The following is a 23,297-nucleotide window of genomic DNA, read 5'->3' on the forward strand; positions in this document are numbered from 1 at the left end:
TCGGCCGGGACGCCGGTCGGGCGTCCCGCTCCGCCCGCGTCGCCTCACGTCCCCATCGGCAGGCCGACTACCGTGCGCCGGACGTGGTCGACGCCAGCGGCGAAGGGGACGGACATGGCGACCAAGGGCGTGGCACTGGGCGGGCCCTACGCGTTCCTGCCGGAGCTGGCGCGGCAGGTGGAGGCCAAGGGCTTCGACGCCGCCTGGGTGTCGGAGACGACCCAGAACGCCACGATCCAGGCCGCCGTGCTCGCGCAGGCCACCGAGCGCATCGACATCGGCACCAACATCACGCTGGCGTTCCCGCGCTCGCCGGTGGTCACCGCGATGGAGGCGTGGGACCTCAACGAGCTGACCGGTGACCGCTTCGTCGTGGGCCTCGGCAGCCAGGTGAGGCGCATCATCGAGGAGCGGTTCTCGGCCGACTTCGACCGGCCCGCGAAGCGGATGGCCGAGTACGTGCAGGCCATGCAGACCGCCTGGCGGATGGAGCGCGGCGAGGACGTCACCTTCGACGGCGAGATCTACCGCGTCCTGCGCCCGGGCCTGGGCGGGCGGGGCCGGGCAGCGGACCGCCGGTTGCCTCGCGTGTACGTGGCCGCGGTCGGCCCGCTGATGACGAAGGCCGCCGCGACCCACGCCGACGGCCTGCTCGGCCACCCCTTCACCTCGGAGCGCTACCTCACCGACGACGTCCTGCCCCGGGTGGACGCCGCACTGGCCGAGGCCGGCCGGGACCGCGACGAGTTCACGATCAGCCAGGGCGTGATCCTGTGCATCGCCGACGACCGCGACGTCGCCGTGCGCGAGGCCAAGCAGCAGATCGCCTTCTACGGCACCACGCCCAACTACCAGGGCGTGTTCGCCTCGTACGGCGACGAGGCCCTGACCGACCGGCTGCGGCAGGTCTGGAAGGACACCGGGCAGGACCTCGACGCGCTGGTGGCCGCGGTTCCCGACGAGGCGGTCGAGCGCTACGCCGTCGCCGGCACCCCCGACGAGGTCCGCGACCGGCTGGCGGCCATCGAACGGCACGTCGACCACCTGATCCTCGGCGGCGCCTGGTACAAGGTCCCGCCCCAGCGGCTGGCCGAGAACCTGTGGGCCATCCTGGAGACCTTCGGGACCGCCTGACGGCCGAACCCGGGCGCCCGCCGAGTTCGGCGGGTCAGCGGGCAGCCGCGGTCAGCAGACGTTCCAGGACCTCGCGGTTGCCGCCCTGCCGGATGCGCAGGTCCTGGCGCGCCGCGGCCACGGCCGCCCCGTTGGCCAGCACCTGCTCGAGTCCGTCGGGCACCCGGCGCAGGTCGTCGGGATCCCAGCCCAGGGCGTAGCCGCCGCTCTCGAGTTCATCGGCCAGGGCCTCGACCTTCGGGGCGTAGCCGATCAGCACGGACGGTACGCCGGCCAGCGTCGCGGCCACCCCGCCGTGGTAGCGCATCGCGACGACGGCACGGGACCGCGCGATGGTCGGCAGCAGCTCGGCCAGACTGGGCGTCACGCGGGTGGACGGCGTGCGCATCCGCTCGGCCACGCGGGCGTGGACCTCGTCGTCGCGGTCGGCCTGCAGGGCGACGAACTCGACCGCCAGCCCGGTCCGGTGGGCGACCTCGTCCAACGCGGCGGCGAGCGCGTCGAGGTGCTCGGGCGAGGTCCGGTCGCCCTGCGCCGCGGCGGGCAGCCGCGAGTGCTCGGTGCTCCAGGGCCGCAGGCACACGGCCAGACGGTCGCGGGCGCCGGCCGTCACCGCGGGCGGCTCGACCGCGAAGGCCAGGTCGGCGGACACGACGGCGCCGGGGACGCCCACCTCGTCCAGCAGCCGCCGGCTGTCACGGTCGCGGACGGCGATGCCGACGGCGTTCTGCATGACCGCCCCCACCAGCCCGCGTCCGAGGCCCGTCGACAGGCCACCGACCCCCAGCCCCACAGCGGCGAACGGCGTGCGCCGCAGGCGGGCGAGCCCGACCCGCGACAGGTGGTAGGGGAGGTTCAGGGCGCTGGAGTCGTCCTGCAGCAACCCGCCGCCGCCGAAGACCAGCGCGTCGGCCTCGGCGACGGCTCGCAGCAGCGTGGGGACGTCGAGGTGGCCGACCGCACCGACGCCGTGGACGTCCCGGGTCGCCGCTGGATCGATGGAGATGGCGCCGATCCGGACCCCGTAGGGCGCCAGCAGCTGGCGCAACCCGAGGAACACCAACTCGTCACCCAGGTTGGTGGAGCCGATCCAGCCCGCCACCAGCACGTTCATCCGGCGTCCATTCCGTTCCCTGCGCGTTTTTCCCACCGAGGCTAACGCGCGGTTCGTCACCGGTTGACGGTGATGTCCAGTCAGCCGCTTGACGCACTTGTACGTATCTGTTTGCATCTTGTACGTACATCCTGGCGGGAGTAGGGATGGCGGGAGAGGACGCACGGCGCGTCGCGCTGGTGACCGGCGCGACGAGCGGCATCGGCCGCGCCACGGCGGAACGACTCCATGCCGATGGTTGGTCCGTGGTCGCCACCGGCCAGGACGACCGGCGCGCCGACGAGATCGCCGCCGTCCTGCGGGATCGAGGTCACGTGGCGAGGGTCGACCTCGCCGCGTCCGATGCGGCCACGCGACTCGTCGCAGCGACGGTCGAGCGGTTCGGTCGCCTCGACGCCCTGGTCAACAACGCCGGCGTGCACACCCTGGCCACCGCCGTCGAAACCGACGACGCCACCTGGGACCGCGTGCTCGGCATCAACCTGCGTGCAGCCTTCCAGTTGGCCCGTGAGGCCATCCCGGTCATGGCGCGCGGTGGCGGCGGCACGATCGTCAACGTCGCCAGCGAGGCAGGCCTCGTCGCCGTGCCGGGTCAGGTGGCCTACAACGTGTCCAAGGCCGGCATGGTCATGCTCACCCGCAGCCTGGCCATCGACCACGCCGACCAGGGCATCCGCGCGGTCTCGGTCTGCCCGGGGACGACGGAGACGCCGCTGGTCCGCGAGGCCATCGACGCGGCGCCGGACCCGGCGGCGCACGCCCGCACGCTCGCAGCTTCCCGGCCGGCGAAACGGCTCGGTCGGGTCGAGGAGATCGCCGCTGCGATCGCCTTCACCGTCGGGGGAGAGGTCGGGTTCCTGACGGGTTCCGAGTTGGTGATCGACGGCGGTTACACGGCCCGATGACCACCGCAGCGATGGGAGACGCATCATGAGAACGTGGAGGACGCGAGCCGCCGGAGGCGGTCTCGCCATGGCACTGGCACTCACCGCCTGCGGCAACGGCGGTGACACGACCGATCCGGGCGCGACCGAGGACGCGGGTGCCGACCCGGCCGGGGAGGGTGCCGACACCGAAGGCGGGGCGACCGACGGCGAGGCGGCCGGCGGCATCGAGGGCACCATCCGGATCGGTTGGACGCCCCCCGACGTCACGGGGGTCTTCCAGACGGCGACCAGCTTCTTCGAGCAGGCGGCCGAGGAGGCCGGGCAGCACGGGATCGACGTGCAGATCGAGACCCGGTCGCCGGCGACGCACACGGACTTCGCCGATCAACTCGCCATCGTCGAAGACTTCATCAGCGTCGGCGTGGACGTGATCGCCATCTCGCCCGCGGACACCGAGGCGATCCTGCCGGCGATCCAGCAGGCGAACGCCGCCGGCATCCCCGTGATCATGGTCAACCTCCTCGAGGAGCTCGAGGGCGTGGACATCGCGTCGTACGTCGGGTTCAACAACAGCGACGCCGCGGAGGTGTCCGGCTATGCCGTCCTCGACTACTTCGGCGGGCCCGGCGTGCTCGGGGAAGGCGAACAGGTCGACCTGCCGGAGGACGGCTATCTCGATCTCGAGTGGTGGCGATCGGTCTACGAGGACGCGGACCTGAGCCAGGTCGAGGCGTCCGGTGCGATCATCGAGGGCATCGCCGGCACCTTCTTCTCGCAAGCCCGCCTCGACGGTTTCGACGCGGCCATCGGGGAGGTCGACGGCATCGAGATCGTCGCCGAGCCGATCGCGGCGGACTGGAACCGCGAGCAGGGAACATCTGCCGCGGAGACGTTCCTGAGCCGTTTCGGTGAGGAGGAGCTCGACTTCATCTGGGCGGCGTCCAACGAGATGGGGCTCGGCGCGGCTGCCGCCGCTGAACGCGCCAACCGCTTGGACGACAGCGGCGGTGAAACCCCCCACGAAGAAGGCTCTGTCGCGATCTTCACCAACGACGTCACGCCGGAGTCGGTGGACGCTATCCGCGAGGGGCGGATCGTCGCCGAGACCCACCACGGGTTCGCGGAGTGGGGCTGGTTCGGCACCGCGTTCGGGGTCCAGCTCGCCTGCGGCATCGAGGTGCCGCAATTCCAGGACATCCGTCCGCGCACCGTTTATGCCGGGAACGCCGACGACTTCTACCCCGACCCTGCGCTGCCGGAGATCGATTGGGACGAGATCGTCGCCAACTGCCAGCGTTGAGGACGGGGGACGGTCGTGCCACTGCTCGAGCTTCGCGAGGTGAGCAAGTCCTATCCGGGTGTGCAGGCGCTCACCGGCGTCGACCTGACCGTCGACGCCGGTGAGGTCCACGGGCTGCTCGGCCAGAACGGGGCCGGCAAGTCCACGCTCATGAAGATCATCGCGGGAGCTGAGATGCCGGACGCGGGGCGCATGCTCCTGACCGGCGAGCCGGTCGGGTTCGGTTCGCCGGGCGAGGCCCGCGCCCGCGGCATCGGCATCGTCTACCAGGAACTGTCGCTGGTGCCGTCGATGTCCATCGGCGAGAACGTGCTGCTCGGCCGGTGGGCGCGTCGTGGTGGCCTGGTCGATCTCGGCCGAACCCAGGAGGAGGCCCGGCCGTACCTGCAGCGGGTGGGTCTCGACCTCGACCCCATCACCCGCACCTCGACGTTGGGGATGGCGGAGCGGCAGCTGGTGGAGATCGCCAAGGCCCTGTCGACGGATGTCCGCATCCTGCTGCTCGACGAGCCGACCTCGGCCCTGTCGGATCGCGAGTCGCGTCGGCTGTTCCAGGTCATCCGTGATCTCACGGGCGACGGGGTCGCCGTCATCTACGTCTCGCATCGGTTGCCCGAGGTCCTGGAGATCTGTGACCGCGTGACGGTGTTGCGCGACGGCATGCGGGTCGGAGACCTCGAGGTCGCCGGCGTCGACGAGGGACAGTTGGCGCGACGCATGGTCGGTCAGAGCGTGACCCTCGACGAACCACCTGCAGGTCGAACCGCGACCGACGCCGAGGTGGTGCTCCGAGCCCGCGGCGTCGGCCGCCCACCGCGGCTGCGAGCATTCGATCTCGAGCTGCGGGCGGGCGAGGTGGTCACGGTCTTCGGGCTCGTGGGCGCCGGTCGGAGCCGTCTGGCGAACACCCTGTTCGGCATCGAACCCGCCACGGAGGGCAAGCTGGAGCTGTTCGGGCGCGAGGTCCGACTCCGCTCGCCGCAGGACGCCATCGCCGCCGGCGTCGGGTATGTCGGCGAGGACCGCGCCGCCGGGTTGGTCCCCCGTATGACGGTCGCGCAGAACATCGTGCTGGCGTCGTTGCGTCGGCTCGGTCGAGGCCCACTGCACGACCGCGCCGAGGAGCGCCGGCTCGGGGAGCGTTACGTCGAAGCGCTCAACATCCGCACGCCGTCGGTGGACCAGCCGGTGGCGAACCTCTCCGGCGGCAACCAGCAGAAGGTGTTGCTGGCGCGCTGGTTGTGCTGCGAAGCCCGCTTCCTGATCCTCGACGATCCCGTGCGCGGTGTCGACGTCGGGGCCAAGGAAGAGGTCTTCCGCCTCGTGCGCGAACTGGCCGATGACGGCGTGGCGATCCTGTACATCACCTCCGAGCTACGAGAGGCAAAGGCTCTGGGGGATCGCGTGCTGGTCATGGCCGATGGACGCATCAGCGCAGAACTGCCGCCGACGAGCAGTGAGGACCAGATCATGACGAGCGCGGGAGGCGTCCATGTCTGAGCAGGTGTCTGGCACCACCACCGCGGGGGGCCGGCTGGGGCGGGCCGGAGGTGTGGTGCGCCGAGCGACCGTCGGCGCCGGTGGACTCGGCGGCGCGTTGGTGATGCTCGCCGTTCTCATCATCATCTTCTCGCTCGCGTCTCCGAGCTTTCTCACCCTCAACAACCTGATCAACATCCTGCGCCAGTACTCGGTGGTGCTCGTGCTGGCTGTCGGTCAGACGCTCGTGATCATCTCCGCAGGCATCGACCTGTCCGTTGCGGCAACGGCGGCCCTGGCCGGCAGCGTCATGGGCATCGCCTATGCGCATGCCGGTATGCCGTCCGCGGCCGCGATCGGGCTGGGGCTGCTGTCCGGTTTTCTCGTGGGCATGTTGAACGGCCTCGCGATCACCAAGTGGAAGGTGCCCGACATCATCGCGACGCTCGGCACGCTCACGGCCGTCCGCGGCGTGGCGCTGCTGTTCACCGGTGGGTTGCCCGTGCCCGACTTCAGCCAGGCCGTCGAGGGCCGTCGGATGCCGCCGCTGATCTCCACGCTCGGTGCGGGCAGCCTTGGCCGGCTGCCGATGATCATCATCGTGGCCGCCGCCTGCTGCGCTTTCGGGTGGTTCGTGCTGAACAGGACCACGCTCGGACGTTCGATCGTCGCCGTGGGTGGCAATCGCGAAGCCGCGCACGTGTCCGGCGTCAACGTGGACCGGACGAAGCTGCTGGTCTACGTGATCTCGGGAACCCTCGCCGCGATCGGCGGGATGCTGCTCGCCGGTCGCCTCAACTCCGCCAACGCCCTGATGGCCAACCTGATGGAGCTCGACACCATCGCGGCGGTCGTGATCGGTGGCACGGCGCTCTTCGGTGGTGAGGGGCGAGTCAGCGGCACGGTCGTGGGCATCTTCATCATCGCGGTGCTCGCCAACGGCCTGAACATCCTCGGCGTGTCCGACTTCTGGCAGCGCGTCGTGACGGGTCTGATCATCGTCGTGGTGGTCGCCATCGACCAGTGGCGTCGACGCGCCGCGGCCGCGGCCTAGCCGCCAGGGAGACATCGGATGACCGCACTTCGAGTCGTGCTCGTCGGCGCCGGACGCGCCGGCATGGTGCACGGACGCAACTTCGCTGCTGGGGTCCCCGGGGCGACGCTGATTGGCGTGGCCGACCCCGATCGACAGGCTCGGGAGGCCGCCGCACACGAACTCGGCGTGGACCGGGCCTTCGCCGACCCGTCCGAGGCCGTGACCGACGACCGGGTCGACGCGGTAGTCATCGGCGCCCCGACGTTCACCCATGCCGACACGGCGGTCGCGGCCCTGAAGGCGGGCAAGCACGTGCTGTGCGAGAAGCCCATGGCCACCACCCTCGACGAGGCCCACGCCATGGCCGACGCGGCCGAGCAGTCCAGCGCGGTCTTCCTGATGGCGTTCATGCGCCGGTTCGACGCCGGGTTCCGACGCGCCGCCGAGCGGATAGCCGCCGGGGACATCGGGAAGCCGGTGCTGGTGCGCTCCACCGGCCGTGGGCCGGGACTGCCGCCCGAGTGGGCTTGGGACACCAGCGTCTCCGGCGGGCTGGTCGCCGAGGTGAACTCGCACGACATCGACACCATCCGCTGGCTGTCCGGGCAGGAACCGACGCGCGTGTTCGCCGTCGGGCGTGCGGCCAAGCGGCCCGACCTCGCCGAGCGGTACCCCGGCTTCGTCGACACCCTCGTGGCGACCCTGGAGTTGTCGGACGGTGCCATGGGCCAGTTCGACGGTGCGTGCCCCGCCGACTACGGCTACGACGCCCGCGTCGAGGTGTACGGCACCGAGGGCACCGTGCTGGTCGGCGGGCCGACCAGCGGGCCGCTGCTGGTCCGCGCTGGGGGAGGCGAGGTGGACCCAGTGCGGTCGTGGCGGACGCTCTTCGCCGACGCCTACCGCGAGGAGGACCGTCACTTCGTGGCCGTCGCCCGGGGCGAGGAGGCACCGCTCACCGGTGCGTCCGACGGCGTGCGGGCGCTCGCCACGGTGGCCGCGGCCAACCGCTCGATGGCGACCGGACAACCCGTGGCGCTGGCGGAGGTGCTCCCGGCGTGAGGGCACTGCGGATCGTGGGGCCGGGCGCGGCGACCATCGAGGTGGTCGAGCCGCCCGTGCCCGCCGAAGGCGAGGTCCTCGTGGACGTCGCCGTCGCCGCCGTGTGCAACACCGATCGCAAGCTCGTCCGTTGCGGCTTGCCGCCGGGCCGCACGCCCGGCCACGAGGTCGCCGGCAGGCTCGCCGACGGCACCGCCGTGGGGGTCCACCCCGACGTCGGTTGTGGACAGTGTCCGTGGTGCCTGCACGGGCAGACCAACCGGTGCCCCTGGAAGTGGTCGCTGGGGATCGACCGTGACGGCGGACTGGCCGGCCGGCTGGTGGTGCCGCGCGACCATGCCGTACCGCTGGACGGCGTGCCGCTCGAACTCGCGCCGCTACTCGAACCGCTGGCCTGCTGCGTGCACGCCCACCACCGGCTGGGCTCGGTGACCGGCCCGGCCGTGGTCGTCGGCGGTGGCGCCATGGGCATCCTGACCACCTGGGTCCTGCAAGCCGCTGGCCATCGCACGGCCGTGTGCCAACGCAGCCCCGGGCGCCGGCGGCTGGCGGCTGGGCTCGGCGCTGACGCCGTCCTCGGACCCGACGAGGACCCTGCCGCCGTACTGGGCGAGCCGGTCTCGGCGATCGTGGTCACCGCCCCCGGGGCCGAGCCGCTGCGATGGGCTCTGGAGCACGTCGCCGAGGGCGGTGTGGTCCACGCCTTCGCCGGCACTCCCGGCGGCGCCGACGTCGACGCCAACGTGGTGCACTACCGCCACCTCGACCTCGTCGGCAGCACCGGTTCGGGCCTGCGCGACTACCGCGAGGCCATCGCCCTCGTGTCCGGTGGCTCGGTCCCGCTCGACCGGTTTCCCGTCGTTCGCACCGACCTCGACGGCGCCGTGACCGCCGTCACGACCCCTGCGGAGCGGCAGCACCTCCGCACCGTCATCGACCTCGCAGGAGACGACCGATGATCCCCAACCAGGACCCCTTCACGACCTGGGCCGACCTGCGCACCGGCGCGCTGCAGCCCGAGCGCGACCTCGCCGAACGGCGTCTCGCCGACATGAAGGGCTACTACCTCGACGGGGACGGGATGGAGGACCGGTTGATCTACCGCGTCTCGGCCATCCCGGTGCCGGCGACCAACGACGAGATCGCCTCGTCGACGACGGTGATCGAGCCGGGCACGGTCGGACGCGAGTACCACATGACCAAGGGCCACTTCCACGCGACGTGGACTCGGTCCGAGATCTACGTCGGACTGGCCGGCGAGGGGCTGCTGCTGCTGGCCCGTGAGGACGGCGAGCATCGGGAGGAGCCGCTGCGTCCGGGCAGCATCAACTACATCCCGGGTGGCTGGGCCCACCGCAGCGTGAACGTCGGCGACGAGCCGCTGGTGTTCCTGGCGACCTACATCGGTGACGCCGGCTACGACTACAAGACCATCGAGGAGCAGGGATTCCCGCAGATCGTCGTACGCGGTGACGACGGCCGTCCCGAGGTCGTCGCCAACCCGCGTTACCGCACGCGTTAGGGAGGCGGGGGACGTGGTCGTCTTCGTCGGCTGCGACCTCGGCACCATGGGCAGCAAGGCGGCCGTGGTGGACGAGGAGGGCCGCCTGCTCGGCGAGGCGTTCGAGGAGGTGCCGCTCGAGCGTCCCCGTGCGGGATGGGTCGAGCAGGACCCGCTGCGCATCGAGGCCTCTGCCCATCGTGTGGTGCACGAGGCCGTCGCTGCCTCGGGACGGGCGGACGACGTGGCCGCCATCGCCTTCTCCGGGCAGATGTCGGGTATCGGCACCGCGGACGCCGGCTTCCGCCCAGCCACACACTACGACTCGTGGCTGGACACCCGGTGCGAGCCCTACATCCAGCGGATGTCGGAACACGCCGACCGGGTGGTCGCGCTGGCCGGCTGCCCGCCGACCTACTGCCACGGCCCCAAGCTGCTGTGGTGGCGCGAGGAGCGACCCGACGTCTACCGCCGCATCCGCCGGTTCCTGCCCATCGGCTCGTTCGTCGCGGCCCGCGCATGCGGGCTGTCGGTCGACGACGCGTTCGTCGACCACACCTACCTCCACTTCTCCAACCTCGCCGACACCGCGGCCGGCACGTGGTCCGACGAGCTGCTCGAGCTCTTCGGCGTCGACCCCGAGGTCCTCCCGCGGATCGTCGAACCGACGGCCGTGGTCGGCGAGCTGACCCCGGACGCGGCCGCGGCCACCGGTCTGGCCCCGGGCACACCGGTCGCCGCCGGCGCCGGGGACACCGCCGCCGCGGCACTCGGTGCCGGCGTCGTGGGACCTGGACGGGCGTTCGACCTCGCCGGCACCGCGAGCGTCCTGGCGATCGGGGTCGACGGCTTCCACCCCGACCATGCCGCCCACACCATGATGGCGACGCGCGGGGTGGTACCCGGCACGTTCGTCAACCTCGCGTTCATCAACGGCGGCGGGCTGGCCCTGCGCTGGTTCCGGGACGAGATCGCCACGCACCTCGCTGGCGATCCGGAGGCCTACCGCAAGCTCGACGAGGCGGCCGCGGACGTGGCCGTCGGCGCCGAGGGGCTGCTGTGGTTCCCCCACCTGCAGGGCCGGGTACTGCCACCGGCGCCGCACGCTCGCGGCAGCTGGGTGGGGCTGACCAGCCGCCACAGCACGGCACACCTGTACCGGGCTCTGCTCGAGGGCATCGCGTTCGAGTACGCCGAGTGGGTGCGCCTGGCCGACCAGGCCGGGGGGCAGCGGGTCACCGAGGCCCGCGCCCTCGGCGGCGGCGCCGCCAGTGTCCTCTGGAACCAGATCAAGGCCGACGTGCTCGGCATCGACTGGATCCCGACCCTCGTGCAGGAGTGCGGTGTGCTCGGCGACGCGCTGATCGCCGCGATCGCCACGGGCCACGTGACGGACGCGCAGGCCACGATCGAGCGCTGGCAGGCGACAGGCGACGCGGTCGGGCCGGACCCCCACCGTCACGCCCGCTACGTGGCGCTCCAGCCCGCCTACCGCGTGATGGCCGAGTCCCTCGGCCCCGTGTTCGACCGACTCGCGGAGACCACGTGATGCCCATCACGAACCTGCTCGGCGTCCACGCCCTGGTGTGGACCGCCGCCGCCGACTCGGCCAGCATCGACGCCGCCTGCCGCAGCACTGCGGCCGTCGGCTACGACCTGCTCGAGGTCCCGCTGCTGGAACCCGCCGAGGTCGACCCCGTTGCGACCCGCGCGTCGCTGGGCGCGGCGGGGATCACGGCCAGCTGCTCGCTCGGGCTCGACTTCGACACCGACATCTCGTCCACCGACGCGGGCACGGTCGAGCGGGGCGCGCGTCTGCTTATCGACGCGCTGGAGGTCACTTCCCGCCTGGGGGCCGACTACCTCGGCGGACCGATCTACAGCGCGATGGGCAAGTACACCCGACCGGCTACCACGCGGGGCCGAGCCAACGCCGTTCGCGTCCTGCGCGAGCTGGCGTCCGAGGCCGCGACGAGCGGCGTGACGATCGGGCTCGAACCGGTCAACCGCTACGAGTCCAACGTGCTCAACACCGTCGACCAGGCGCTGGCGCTCATCGACGAGATCGGTGCGGACAACCTCGTGGTCCACCTCGACACCTACCACGCCAACATCGAGGAACGTGCCATCGTCCGGGCTGTCCACACCGCGGCCACGGCGGGCCGGCTGGGGTACGTGCACGTCGGCGAGAGCCACCGTGGACACCTCGGCACCGGGTCCATCGTGTGGGAACCAGTGTTCGCGGCCCTCGGCGAGAGCGACTACCGCGGTCCGATCGTCTTCGAGAGTTTCTCGTCCGCCGTCGTCTCGCCCGCCTTCGCGGCCGCGCTCGGTGTCTGGCGGGACCTGTGGACGGACTCGCACGAACTGGCCGGCCACGCCCACGACTACCTGACGCGCCACCTGACGGCCGACGTGGTCGGGGGTGCCGAATGAGGACCACCCGCTTCGACGCCACGCCGGACGGCGGCGTCCGCGTCGTCGTCGACGAGGCGCCCGCGTTCGCGCCGATGCCCGACTGGAACGGCGAAACGTTGAACGGGGTGCGCCTGCACGAGATTGAGCGGCGCGGCGACATCGAGCTGCAGCTGGTAGAGATCGCCGCCGGCGGCTCCTTCGTCATGCACGCCAGCCCGAAGCTCGCCTTCTGCCACGTCGTGCGTGGTGCCGGCCGGCTCGGGCTGCCGGGCGGCGAGTCGCTGGCCTACCGCGGCCCCGAGACCTACGTCTTCCACCCCGGCGCCCTCCACGACTGGCACGACGTCGAGGAGGACACCCTCCTGGCCGTTGCGATCGTGCCGGACGCGACGTGACGCCCGCCTCGACACCAAGGACCCTGCCGATGACCGACACGGTTGCCGACGGCGGCACGATCGACCGGACCTCCCCGACGCCGCTCTACCACCAACTCGAGCAGATCCTGCGCACCGACATCCAGGGCGGGGTGTACGCCCCCGGTGACCTGCTGCCGTCCGAGAACGAGATCTGCGAGCGCTACGACGTGTCCCGGTCCGTCGTGCGCCAGACGCTGCAGAACCTGGCCCGCGCCGGCTTCATCCACACCGAGCGTGGCCGCGGCAGCTTCGTCGTGGAGAGCAAGGTGTCCGAACGCTTCGTCCAGCAGGCGGCGGGGTTCTACGAGGACCTGACCCGGATGGGACTGGAGGTGACCACCGAGGTCGTGCGCCAGGGGATCGCACCGGTGCCGCTCGAAGTGCGCGAGTTCCTGGGCGTCGACAGCGCCGTGCGCATCGATCGCGTGCGCTCGGTCGACGGCCGGCGGTTGCTCTACGTCACGACGTACATCCCCGTCGAGCGCTGCCCGGGTCTGGAGGCGCACGATCTCACCGACCGCTCGCTCTACGCCCACCTCGAGGAGGCCTACGGCTTGCGCGTCCACTCGGGACGCCGCTCCATCGAGGCGGTGCCCGCCGAGGAGGACGCCGCCGAACACCTCGGGATCCCGCCCGGCGCCCCGGTGCTGCTGCTCCGATCGGCGAGCCGCTCCGAGGACGGGCAGCCGCTGGAGTGGTTCGCCGCCTGGCACCGGGCCGACCGGACCCGGTTCGAGGTCGAGATCGTCGACGGCAAGGCGGCCCAGCCGGTCCAGCAGACGGTCATCGCCGCGGCGACACCGCCCATCCCGGCCACGGCCGAGACCGACGTCCGCGACGGCTTCCGGCAGCACCTCGAGCGCGAACGCGTCATCGCCGTCGTGCGCGCGCCGTCGTACGGGGACGGGGCGGCGGTGGCCGGCGGGCTCCTTGACGGTGGGGTGTCGATCGTCGAGTTCACGCTCACGGGCACCAACGCGCTCCAGGCCATCGAACAGGCTCGGGCCGGCGTGCCGGACGCCCTGATCGGGGCCGGCTCCGTGCTGACGCTGGAGGACGCCCGCCGCGCGGTCGAGGCGGGAGCGCAGTTCCTCGTTTCGCCGGCACGGCTGCGGGAACTGGTCAGCGTGGACCTCGGCGTGCCGGTCGTGCTGGCCGGCTACACCCCGTCGGAGGTGCTGGAGGCCTACCGCCTCACCCGGGGGTCGCCGGTCAAGGTGTTCCCCGCATCCGCGGGCGGGCCCGGCTACCTGCGGGCGCTCGCCGCACCGATGCCGAAGGTCCCGTTGATGCCCTCGGGCGGCGTCGACGAGACGAACCTGGCCGAGTTCCTCGCCGCCGGCGCGTTCGCGTTGAACCTCGGCTCCTCGCTGTGCCCGGTGCCCGCCGTCGTCGAGGGTGACGCCGCCCAGCTGCGACGCCGGGCGACGACCGTGCGGGCCCGGGTCGACGAGGCCCTGGGATGACCGTGGTCGTGGTCTCGTCGCGGTCGTTCGGGTCAGGTTGCGCGGACCCGGAGGCGCGCCTGCGCGAGGCCGGTGTCGAGGTGCGCCGGATCCCGTCCGACCACGATCTCGCCAGGTGCGGGCCACAACTCGCGGACGCCGACGGCTGGATCGCCGGGACCGGCCCGATCCGAGGCGAGCACCTGCGGGCCGCCCCACGGCTGCGGCTGGTCGCCCGCTACGGCGTCGGCGTCGACAGCGTCGACCGCGCCGAGGCCGCGGCCCGTGGCGTCCTCGTCACCAACACGCCAGGAGCGAACACCCGGGCGGTCGCCGAGCACACCCTTGCTCTGCTGCTCGGCGCACTCCGCCACGTCGTGGCGGGCGACCGGGCGGTTCGGGCCGGCGACTGGGCGCCGCGCCGCGGCCGCGAGCTGGCCGACTGCCGGGTCGGGATCGTCGGGTACGGCGCCATCGGGCGGGCCGTCGGGCGGCTGGTCGCCGCCTTCGGCGCCGAGGTCGCCGCGCACGACCCCTGGGTGACCGACGCCGACGTCGACCTGGTGGACCTCGACACGCTGGCGGCCAGCTGCGACGTGCTGAGCCTGCACGCACCGGCCGGGGACCGTCCACTGGTCGACACGGCGCTGCTCGGCCGGATGCGGCCCGGCGCCGTGTTGGTGAACACCGCCCGTGGCGGCCTGGTGGACGAGGCGGCGGTCGCGACCGCGCTCCGCGACGGCCGGCTCGCCGGGTTCGCCGCGGACGTCCTCGCCGACGAGCACGGCGCCAGCAGCCCCCTCTTCGACGCCCCCAACGTGACCGTCACGCCGCACGTGGCCGGGCAGACCGTGCAGGCGATCGACCGCATGGGTGCGGCGGCCGCCGACGAGTGCCTGCGGGTGCTCGTCGAGGGACGCCCCCCGCGCCATCCCGTCCCGCCGCCCCGAGCCGAGGAGTGAGCACCATGTCGCAGTCGGACCGTCGCCAGACCTTCGGTTTCGTCGGCGTGACCGCCACGCGGTCGTCGATCAACCGGGTGTTCCCGCGATGGGCCGACGTTCTCGGGCTGGGCGAGGTGGTGTTCGACCCGATCGACCTCGACGTCGACGTGGACTCGGCGGCCTACCGCGAGGTGGTCGGCCGGATGGCGCAGGACCCCGGCTACCGCGGGGCGCTGGTCACGACGCACAAGGTGCGTCTGCTCGAGGCGTGCCGCGACCTGTTCGACGAGCTCGACCCGTACGCCGAGCTGCTCGGCGAAGTGTCCTGCATCGCGTCGAGCGACGGGCGGCTGCGTGGCTCGGCCAAGGACCCGATCACGTCGGGGCAGTCGCTCGCGGACTTCGTCCCGGCCGGTCATTTCGAGCGCACCGGCGGTCACGTGCTGTGCCTCGGGGCCGGCGGCGCCGGACTGGCGATCACGGTCCACCTGCTGACGGGGGCGCCCGCCTGCGGACGCCCGGACCGTGTCGTCCTGGTCAACCGCGGCGAAGCGCGCCTCGAGGAGTGCCGTCGCGTGCTGACGCAGCTCGACGTCCTCGACCGTGTGGACCTGGTCGCCAACTCCGACGTCGAGGTCGACGACGACCTGTGCGCCGAGTTGCCCGACGGGTCCCTGGTCGTGAACGCGACCGGCATGGGCAAGGACCGCCCGGGGTCGCCGATCAGCGACGCCGCCGTCTTCCCCCGCGACGGGCTGGTGTGGGAGCTCAACTACCGGGGCGACCTCGACTTCCTCCATCAGGCCCGTGCCCAGCAGCAGGGCCGCAACCTCACGGTCGAGGACGGCTGGCGCTACTTCGTGTACGGCTGGTCGGCCGTGGTCGCCGACGTGTTCGGGCTCGACCTCGACGCCGCGACCCTCGCGCGGCTCTCCGACGAGGCGGCGGTGGTCCGCTCGTGACCGACCGCGTCGTCCGCACCGTGCTCGGCGACCTGCCGGCGAGGTCCCTGGGACGCACGGACTACCACGAACACCTGCTGCAGGTGACCCCGCTGCTGCCGGGCGACGAACTCGACGACGTCGACGTGTCCGCGGAGGAGACCGCGCGCCTGCGCGACAGCGGCTTCGACGCGCTGGTCGATCTCACGCCGATCGGGCTGGGTCGCGACCCCACCGGGCTCGCCGAGATCTCGCGCCGCACGGGCGTCCACGTCGTCGCGGCCACCGGCGTGCACCGCGAAGGGCACTATCCCGACGACCACCCGGTCCGCCGCTGGGACGTGGCCCGCCTGAGCGAGGTGTTCGAGGCGGAGATCACCGCGGGCCTGCTCGTCGACCCGTTCGCCGACGGCCCGGTGGGCACGACCGTCCGCGCCGGCGTGATCAAGGTGGGCACGGACTACTGGCGGATCGGGGCCTTCGAGGCGGCCGTGCTCGAAGCCGCCGGCGTCGCGCAGGCGCGCACCGGCGTGGCCGTCGTGTGCCACCTGGAGCTCGGGACGGCGGCCTGGGAAGCCGCGGACGCCCTCGAGCGGGCCGGCGCGGACCGCCGGCGCATCGTGCTGGCACACGCCGACCGTAATCCCGACCCGGGTCTGCACCTGGAACTGATCGCCTCTGGTGTCACGCTCGGCTACGACGGTGCCGGTCGCACGAAGTACTGGCCCGACTCCGTGCTGCTGGACTGTCTCGCCGTCGTGGTCGAGGGCGGCGGCGGCCACGGGCTCCTGCTCGGGGGCGACGTCGCGCGAAGGTCGTCGTTCGAGGCATGCGGAGGCCTGCCGGGCATGGCCTACCTCGGCCGCCGGTTCGTGCCGCGCATCGCCGTCCGCTGTGGTGAGCGGGTGGTCGAGCAGTTGCTGGTGGAGAATCCGGCGCGCGTCTTCGCCGTACCTCGGCGCGGCTAGCGGCGGGCAGGGTCCGGCAGGTTCCGGCTGCGCGGTCGGGCAGGCTCCCCCGGGACGGGAACCCGCGACGGCTACCCTCCGGGCAACCTCCGGGCGGCCCGGTGCGTCGAGGAGTCCGGGACCACGTCCGGGACCAGAGAAGGAGCCCCTGCAGTGTGCGGCATCATCGGCATCACGGGACGTGACGACGCCGTCGACGGCATCGTCGCCGGGCTGACGCGGCTCGAGTACCGCGGCTACGACAGCGCCGGCGTCGTCGTCCGCGACGGTGACCAGCTGCAGGTCGTCAAGCGGGCCGGCAAGCTCGACAACCTCAAGAGCGCGCTGCGGGACGAGCCCGCCGCCGGCCGTGTCGGCATCGGCCACACCCGCTGGGCCACGCACGGCGCCCCGACCGACGGCAACGCCCACCCGCACCTCGGCCCGCGTGGCCGGGTCGCGGTCGTGCACAACGGCATCCTGGAGAACTTCCAGGTGCTGAAGGCCGAACTCGACGGCGCCACGTTCCTCTCCGACACCGACACCGAGGTGGCCGCCCACCTCGTCGAGGCCGAGCTCGAGGTGATGGAGACGCCCGACCTGTTCGAGGCCGTGCGCCGTACCGTCGCCCGGCTCGAGGGCGCCTACTCGCTGTGCTTCGTCGCGGTCGACGACCCGGACACGATCGTGGTCGCCAAGTACGAGGCGCCGCTGATCGTCGCCCATGCCGACGGGGTCGGCTACTGCGCCTCCGACGTCGCCGCCCTGATCGAGCACACCAAGGACGTGGCGGCCCTCCTCGACGGCCAGATCGCCCGCATCACGCCCGACGGCGTCGACGTCGTGGACCTGCAGGGCAAGCCGGCCGAACCGCACCGCTACACGGTCGACTGGGACCTGAGCGCGGCGGAGAAGCAGGGCTACGACACCTTCATGCTCAAGGAGATCCACGAGCAGCCCAAGGCGGTCGCCGACACCCTGCTCGGCCGCTTCGACGAGGGGCGCCTGCACCTCGACGAGCTCAAGACCGACGAGCGCGAGTTCGGCCGCGTCGACAAGGTCTTCGTGCTCGCCTGCGGCACGTCCCGCTACGCCGGCATGGTGACCAAGTACGCCATCGAGCACTGGGCCGGCATTCCCGTCGAGGTCGAGGAGGCCAGCGAGTTCCGCTACCGCGACCCGATCCTCGACCCGCACACGCTGGTGATCGCGATCTCGCAGTCGGGCGAGACCACCGACACCATCGCCGCGGCCACCCACGCCAAGGACCAGCGCGCACCGGTCATCGCGCTGTGCAACATCGTCGGCTCCACGTTGGCCCGCGAGGCCGACGGGGTGCTGTACACCCACGCCGGCCTGGAGGTGGCCGTCGCCTCGACCAAGGCGTTCACCACCCAGATCATCGGGGGGCTGCTGCTGGCCCTCTACCTCGCCCAGCAGCGCGGCCGCATGTATGCCTCGGAGATCGAGGACATCCTCTCGCGCCTGCAACAGGTCCCGCCGGCGCTCGAGCAGGTGCTGGAACTCGACGGCCAGATCCGCGAGCTCGCCGAGCAGTACCAGGGCGTCAACTACACGATGTTCATCGGCCGTCACGTCGGGCTGCCGATCGCCTACGAGGGCGCCCTCAAGCTCAAGGAGATCAGCTACCTCCACGCCGAGGCGTTCGCCGCCGGTGAGATGAAGCACGGCCCCATCGCGCTCATCGAGGAGGGCTCGCTGGTCGTGGCGCTGGCACCGGCCGGGCACGTGTTCGGCAAGATGGTGTCCAACATCCAGGAGGTCCGCGCGCGCGGCGCGGCGGTGCTGGCCATCGGCACCGAGGGCTCGACCGCCGACCTGAAGGCCAACGCCGACCACGTGCTGACGCTGCCGGAGGCGCCGCACGAGCTGGCCGGCCCGATCCTGTCGGTCGTGCCGCTACAGCTGTTCGCCTACCACATCGCCACCCTGCGCGGTGAGGACGTCGACCAGCCCCGCAACCTCGCCAAGACGGTGACCGTCGAGTGAGCCTGCCCCCGCTCAGCGGGGTCGCGGCCGTCGTCCAGGACGCGGCGGACGCCGTGCCGCTGCTGGACGCCGCGGCCGCGCGGGCGGGGGACCAGGCCGCGGTCGCGGCGGGTGACACCTGGCACGGGCTGATGGAGCGCGCCGGAGGGCACCTGGCCCGCGGTGTGCTGCGGCTGGCCGGGCACGGCTACGGGCTGCGGGTCGCCATCCTGGTCGGTCGCGGCAACAACGGCGGTGACGGGTGGGTGGCGGCGCGTCGGCTGACCGCCGCTGGGGCGCAGGCCTGGGTGGTCGCGACCCACGGCCCGGACGCCGAGGTGTCCGACGAGGCGGCCGACATGCGCGACCGGTGGTTGGTCGCGGGCGGGCGCGTGTCGTGGGAGCTGGCCGAACTGGACGGGGCCCTGGCATGGGCGGACGTCGCGGTCGACGCGCTGCTGGGCACCGGCGTCTCCGGCGCACCGCGCGGTGCGGTCGGTCAGGCGTGCTCGGCGCTGTTGCGCGCCCGCGAGGAGGGCCTGCCGGTGGTCGCCTGTGACGTGCCCTCCGGCGTCGGCAGCGACGACGGTTGGGCGTCGGAGGGCGCTGTCGTCGCCGACCTCACCGTCACGTTCGGCGGGCTCAAGCGCGGCCTGCTGCTGCACCCGGGGGCGGCACACGCCGGCACCGTCACGATCGGCGGGCTCGGCCCGTGCTACGCCCCGCCCGCGGGCAGCTGGTCGGCCCTCACCGCCCGTGGTGCGGCGCCGGTCGCGCTGGGCGCGGCGGCCGACAAGCGCCAGCGCGGCGTGGTGCTGGTCGTCGCCGGCGCCGTCGGCACGTCCGGGGCGGCCGCGCTGTGCAGCGCCGGCGCGCTGGCGGCCGGTGCCGGGCTGGTGACGGTCGCCGTACCCGAGCCGGTGCGTGCCGAGGTGGCGGTCCACCACCCGTCGGCGATGGTCCACGGCCTGCCCGCCGGCGACGACGGCGCGCTGTCGCCCGACGCGGTCGACGCCCTGCCGGACCTGGCGACGTTCGATGCGGTCGTGGCCGGCCCCGGCCTCGGCCACGGCCCGGGTGCCGCCGCGGTGGTCGCGCACCTGCGTCGCCACGCCCGCCGCCTCGTGCTGGACGCGGACGCCCTGAACGTCCACCGCGACGACCCCGACACGCTGGCCGACCACGCCGGCGCGCTGGTGCTCACGCCGCACCAGCGCGAGCTCGCCCGCATCGGCGGCGGCGAGGACGGCGACGACGCCTGGCGGCAGCGCGTCGTACGAGTCCCCGACCTGGCCGCCCGTTACGGCGCCGTGCTGGTCGCCAAGGGCCCCGGCACGATCGTGGCCGCCCCCGACGGGCCGGTCTGGGTCGCCCCCAACGGCGGGCCGGCGCTGGGCAGTGGCGGGACCGGCGACGTGCTCGCCGGCGTCGTCGGCGCCGCCGTGGCGAGCACCGACGACGACGAGGTGGCACGCCAGGTCGCGCGGGCGGTCTGGTGGCACGCCGCCGCCGGCGTCCGGGCCGGGCAGGCGTGTGACGCCCGTGCGACCGCCGTCGACCTGCTGGCCGCCCTGCCGGGCGTGCTCGGCGAACTGGCCGGTCATCGTCCACGGCAGGCACGCGCATGATCCGGCCGACCCGCATCGAGGTGGACGCGGCCGCCATCTGCCACAACGCGGCCCGGCTGCGCGAACTGTCTGGCGCCGAGGTGTGCGCCGTGGTCAAGGCCGACGGCTACGGCCACGGGGCGGTGGAGGTGGCCCGCGCGGCGCTGGCCGGGGGCGCGACCTGGCTCGCGGTCGCGCTGGTCGAGGAGGGCCTGGCCCTGCGGGCGGCCGGGGTCGACGCGCCCGTGCTGGTGCTCGCCGAACCGCCCGTGGCGGCCGCCGCCACGATGGTCGCGCAGGCGCTGACGCCGACCGTCTACCGGCCGCCGCTGCTGGCGGCCCTGGACGCGCTCGGGCGCGAGCGCGGCGAGCCGGTCGCCGTCCATCTCAAGGTCGACACCGGCATGGGCCGGGTTGGCGTGCCCGAGCCCGACTGGGACGCCGTGCTGCGCCAGGCCGTCGCGGCCGAGGGGGTGCGCGTCGAGGGGGTCTTCACCCACCTCGCCCGCGCCGACGAGCCCGATCAGGACACGACCCGGCAGCAGCTGGCGGGCTTCGACCGGTTCCTCGCCCGTGCGGCCCGGGCGGGCCTGCCGGCGCCGAAGTGGCGGCACACCGCCAACAGCGCCGGCACGCTGCTGCACGCCGACGCCCGCTACGACCTGGTGCGCCCCGGCATCGCGCTCTACGGACTCTCGCCGGCCCAGGACGTCGACGCGGCCGCGTTCGGGTTGCGCCCCGCCCTGCGGCTGGTCACCGAGGTGTCGTTCGCCAAGCGGGTGACGGCGGGTACCTCGGTGTCCTACGGGCACCGGTGGTCCGCGCCGGCCGACGGTTGGCTCGCCACGCTGCCGCTCGGGTATGCCGACGGCGTGCCGCGAGCGCTGACCAACTTCGGCGAGGCGCTGATCCACGGCCGTCGCCGCCCCTTCGCCGGCACGGTCTGCATGGACCAGATCCTGGTCTGGTGCGGTGACGACCCGGTCGAGGTGGGCGACGAGGTGGTGCTGCTCGGCCGGCAGGGCGACCAACGGGTCCGCGTCGAGGAGTGGGCGGCCCACGCGGACACGATCACCTACGAGATCGTGACCCAGCTCACGGCACGGCTGCCGCGCACACCGGCAGGCCAGCGCTAGCGTCGTCGGCGCGCGTTCGTGCATCCGGACCCGGTGGTCGTGCGCGCCAGGATGCACGTATCGAGCGGACGACGAGGAGTGGCGCATGGCGCTGGGTGTGGCGGGCGTCCGTGTCGGCACGTGGACCTCACCCGACGGCGTGTCGGGCTGCACGGTCGTGCTGCCGCCGGCGGGCACGATCGGTGCGCTGGCGGTCCGCGGAGCGGCGCCCGGCACCCGTGAGGCCGCCGCGCTCGGACCGTCGGGCAAGGTGACCGTCTGCCACGGGGTCGTGCTCAGCGGCGGGTCGGCGTTCGGGCTGGCCAGCGCCGACGGCGTGATGCGCTGGCTCGAGGAGCGCGACATCGGCTACCGGCTGCGTACCGGCGTCGTGGTGCCGATCGTCGGGGCCGCGATCGTGCTGGACGAGTCGGTTATGGTCCGCTCCGCGCGGCCGGGGCCGGACCAGGGCTACGCCGCCTGCGCGGCCGCGGTGACCGACGACCCGCCGGAGGGTGGCGTGGGCGTCGGGGCGGGGTGCACGGTCGCGAAGGTCGCCGGGCTCGAGCACGCCTGGCGCGGCGGGCAGGGCGTCGCGGTGCGGTCGGCCGCCGGCGTGACGGTCGGGGCCCTGGTGGCCAACAACGCCGTCGGCGAGGTGGTCGGCGACGACGGTCGCTGGATCGCCCGGGCGCGGGTGCCCGCCGACGCCCCGCGCTGGCCGACCGACGGGCGGCTATTGGGCGCGCGTGACGACGAACCGCCCGGCGGCGACGACGGCCCGGAGGGCGTCCCCACCGGCGCCGGCCAGGCCGGCGGCCCCAGCGGCAACACGGTGCTCGGCTGCGTCGTCACCGACGCCCGCCTGACCAAGCGCGACGCCCACCGGGTCGCCGACCTCGGCCACTCCGGGCTGGCCCGTGCCCTGCGGCCGGCCCACACGGAGTCGGACGGCGACGCGCTGTTCTGCCTCGCCACCGGCGAGGTCACCGCCAGCGTCGACCTGGTCGCCCACCTCGCCGCCGAGGCGGTCGCCGAGGCGGTGCGCCGCGGTCCGCTCCTGGCGGCCGGCCGTCGTGGCCTTCCGGGTCTCGCCGACGGCCACTGACGCGGCATCGAACGCTTGCAGGAGTGAGCGTTCGGTGAGACGACTGCGCGCTCATCGTTCCGTTCCGTCGCATCTGCGCCTCGCCCGCTAGCGTGTCGCACACGGTGCACCGGTCGGTGGCTCACCCCTTCCGGTGTGGGGAGGGATGAGCGTGGCCAGCGATCTGATGACGCCGGCGGCCGTGTCACCGGCCCGCCTCAAGCGGGAACTCGAGCGAGCAGTTCGTGCCTGCACGGCCTGCGAGCTGTACAGCGGCCGGACGACGCCGGTGGTCGGCGAGGGCCCCTTCGACGCCCGGCTGATGGTCGTCGGCTCCAAACCGCGTCGGCACGAGGACCTCCAGGGCCGCCCGTTCGCCGGCGGGACCGGCAACGTGCTCGACCAGGCGTTGCAGGTTGCCGGCCTGGACAAGCAGGACGTCTACCTGACCACGCTCGTGAAGTGCCGCCCGGGCGACGACCGGCCCGCCACCGCCAGCGAGGTCGAGGCCTGCTCCCAGCACTTCCGCACCCAGCTCCGGCTCGTCCGCCCGGAGGTCATCGTGGCGCTGGGCTCGTTCGCCGCCAGCGTGCTGCTGCGCCGTCCCGTCTCCATCGAGCGCGTGGCCGGCTACCGTCTGGACATCCAGGGGATCACGCTGATCCCGACGTACCACCCCGCCGACGCGGTCCGGGGCGTGCCGCAAGCCGCGGTGACGCTCCGCCGCGACCTCACCGCCGCCAAGGCGGTGCTCGACGGGCGGTTGCCGACCGGCGCGCAGACCCTGGCCGAGCTGCGGTCCCGGACGGCCGTCGGCTCCTAGCGGCCCACGCGTCTCGTCGACGACGCCGGCGGCCGCCCCGCCCGTCGACCCC

General features: G+C 73.1%; 21 protein-coding genes. 20 read left to right on the forward strand and 1 reads right to left on the reverse strand.

The window, feature by feature from the left end; translation table 11 throughout:
- Positions 1-72: 72 nt before the first annotated feature.
- Positions 73-1,134, forward strand: coding sequence for an LLM class flavin-dependent oxidoreductase (locus tag ACERM0_RS05445; RefSeq protein ID WP_373677527.1), 1,062 nt, complete (start codon positions 73-75; stop codon positions 1,132-1,134).
- Positions 1,135-1,168: 34 nt separating this feature from the next.
- On the opposite strand, the gene ACERM0_RS05450 is transcribed toward ACERM0_RS05445, so the two are convergent.
- Complete coding sequence (locus ACERM0_RS05450; protein ID WP_373677528.1) at positions 1,169-2,248, reverse strand: polysaccharide pyruvyl transferase family protein; 1,080 nt, start codon at positions 2,246-2,248, stop codon at positions 1,169-1,171.
- 146 nt (positions 2,249-2,394) lie between these two features.
- On the opposite strand from ACERM0_RS05450, the gene ACERM0_RS05455 reads away from it, so the two are divergent.
- The 19 genes from ACERM0_RS05455 (at position 2,395) to ACERM0_RS05545 (ending at position 23,245) form a co-directional block, all read left to right on the forward strand.
- Positions 2,395-3,153, forward strand: a complete 759-nt coding sequence (locus tag ACERM0_RS05455) for an SDR family NAD(P)-dependent oxidoreductase (protein ID WP_373677529.1) — start codon at positions 2,395-2,397, stop codon at positions 3,151-3,153.
- Positions 3,154-3,220: 67 nt separating this feature from the next.
- Positions 3,221-4,435 carry a sugar ABC transporter substrate-binding protein gene (locus tag ACERM0_RS05460; protein ID WP_373677530.1) on the forward strand — a complete coding sequence of 405 codons (1,215 nt, stop codon included), beginning with the start codon at positions 3,221-3,223 and terminating at the stop codon, positions 4,433-4,435.
- A 15-nt stretch (positions 4,436-4,450) separates the two neighbouring features.
- Positions 4,451-5,935 (forward strand): sugar ABC transporter ATP-binding protein, encoded by a 1,485-nt coding sequence (locus ACERM0_RS05465; protein ID WP_373677531.1) that lies wholly within the window; start codon positions 4,451-4,453, stop codon positions 5,933-5,935.
- A 103-nt stretch (positions 5,936-6,038) separates the two neighbouring features.
- A complete protein-coding gene (locus ACERM0_RS05470) occupies positions 6,039-6,968 on the forward strand; it encodes an ABC transporter permease (protein ID WP_373677949.1) in 930 nt (309 codons plus the stop codon).
- A gap of 18 nt (positions 6,969-6,986) precedes the next feature.
- The gene (locus ACERM0_RS05475; RefSeq protein ID WP_373677532.1) at positions 6,987-8,012 is read left to right on the forward strand and encodes a Gfo/Idh/MocA family oxidoreductase; all 1,026 of its coding nucleotides are present in this window, start codon (positions 6,987-6,989) and stop codon (positions 8,010-8,012) included.
- Positions 8,009-8,971, forward strand: a complete 963-nt coding sequence (locus ACERM0_RS05480; protein WP_373677533.1) for an alcohol dehydrogenase catalytic domain-containing protein — start codon at positions 8,009-8,011, stop codon at positions 8,969-8,971. The genes ACERM0_RS05475 and ACERM0_RS05480 overlap by 4 nt, the downstream gene beginning before the upstream one ends.
- Positions 8,968-9,534 carry a glucose-6-phosphate isomerase family protein gene (locus ACERM0_RS05485; protein WP_373677534.1) on the forward strand — a complete coding sequence of 189 codons (567 nt, stop codon included), beginning with the start codon at positions 8,968-8,970 and terminating at the stop codon, positions 9,532-9,534. The genes ACERM0_RS05480 and ACERM0_RS05485 overlap by 4 nt, the downstream gene beginning before the upstream one ends.
- 13 nt (positions 9,535-9,547) lie before the next feature.
- Positions 9,548-11,062, forward strand: coding sequence for an FGGY-family carbohydrate kinase (locus tag ACERM0_RS05490; protein WP_373677535.1), 1,515 nt, complete (start codon positions 9,548-9,550; stop codon positions 11,060-11,062).
- Positions 11,062-11,949 (forward strand): sugar phosphate isomerase/epimerase family protein, encoded by an 888-nt coding sequence (locus tag ACERM0_RS05495; RefSeq protein ID WP_373677950.1) that lies wholly within the window; start codon positions 11,062-11,064, stop codon positions 11,947-11,949. The genes ACERM0_RS05490 and ACERM0_RS05495 overlap by 1 nt, the downstream gene beginning before the upstream one ends.
- On the forward strand, positions 11,946-12,326 hold the full coding sequence (locus ACERM0_RS05500; protein ID WP_373677536.1) for a cupin domain-containing protein: 381 nt from the start codon (positions 11,946-11,948) through the stop codon (positions 12,324-12,326). The genes ACERM0_RS05495 and ACERM0_RS05500 overlap by 4 nt, the downstream gene beginning before the upstream one ends.
- Before the next feature lie 29 nt (positions 12,327-12,355).
- On the forward strand, positions 12,356-13,813 hold the full coding sequence (locus ACERM0_RS05505; RefSeq protein WP_373677537.1) for a UTRA domain-containing protein: 1,458 nt from the start codon (positions 12,356-12,358) through the stop codon (positions 13,811-13,813).
- On the forward strand, positions 13,810-14,754 hold the full coding sequence (locus ACERM0_RS05510; protein WP_373677538.1) for an NAD(P)-dependent oxidoreductase: 945 nt from the start codon (positions 13,810-13,812) through the stop codon (positions 14,752-14,754). The genes ACERM0_RS05505 and ACERM0_RS05510 overlap by 4 nt, the downstream gene beginning before the upstream one ends.
- Before the next feature lie 5 nt (positions 14,755-14,759).
- Positions 14,760-15,698: a shikimate dehydrogenase gene (locus ACERM0_RS05515; RefSeq protein ID WP_373677539.1), complete on the forward strand. Its 939-nt coding sequence runs from the start codon at positions 14,760-14,762 to the stop codon at positions 15,696-15,698.
- The gene (locus ACERM0_RS05520; RefSeq protein WP_373677540.1) at positions 15,695-16,645 is read left to right on the forward strand and encodes a phosphotriesterase; all 951 of its coding nucleotides are present in this window, start codon (positions 15,695-15,697) and stop codon (positions 16,643-16,645) included. The genes ACERM0_RS05515 and ACERM0_RS05520 overlap by 4 nt, the downstream gene beginning before the upstream one ends.
- A gap of 153 nt (positions 16,646-16,798) precedes the next feature.
- The gene (gene glmS, locus ACERM0_RS05525) at positions 16,799-18,634 is read left to right on the forward strand and encodes a glutamine--fructose-6-phosphate transaminase (isomerizing) (protein WP_373677541.1); all 1,836 of its coding nucleotides are present in this window, start codon (positions 16,799-16,801) and stop codon (positions 18,632-18,634) included.
- Entirely contained in the window at positions 18,631-20,241 is a 1,611-nt protein-coding gene (locus ACERM0_RS05530) for an NAD(P)H-hydrate dehydratase (protein WP_373677542.1), read from the forward strand. Before glmS ends, ACERM0_RS05530 begins: the two co-directional genes overlap by 4 nt.
- On the forward strand, positions 20,238-21,356 hold the full coding sequence (alr, locus tag ACERM0_RS05535; RefSeq protein WP_373677543.1) for an alanine racemase: 1,119 nt from the start codon (positions 20,238-20,240) through the stop codon (positions 21,354-21,356). The genes ACERM0_RS05530 and alr overlap by 4 nt, the downstream gene beginning before the upstream one ends.
- A gap of 85 nt (positions 21,357-21,441) precedes the next feature.
- Entirely contained in the window at positions 21,442-22,443 is a 1,002-nt protein-coding gene (locus ACERM0_RS05540) for a P1 family peptidase (RefSeq protein ID WP_373677544.1), read from the forward strand.
- A 151-nt stretch (positions 22,444-22,594) separates the two neighbouring features.
- Positions 22,595-23,245, forward strand: a complete 651-nt coding sequence (locus ACERM0_RS05545; RefSeq protein WP_373677545.1) for a uracil-DNA glycosylase family protein — start codon at positions 22,595-22,597, stop codon at positions 23,243-23,245.
- The last annotated feature ends 52 nt before the right edge of the window (positions 23,246-23,297 follow it).

It is taken from the genome of Egicoccus sp. AB-alg2, assembly GCF_041821065.1.
GTDB lineage: Bacteria > Actinomycetota > Nitriliruptoria > Nitriliruptorales > Nitriliruptoraceae > Egicoccus.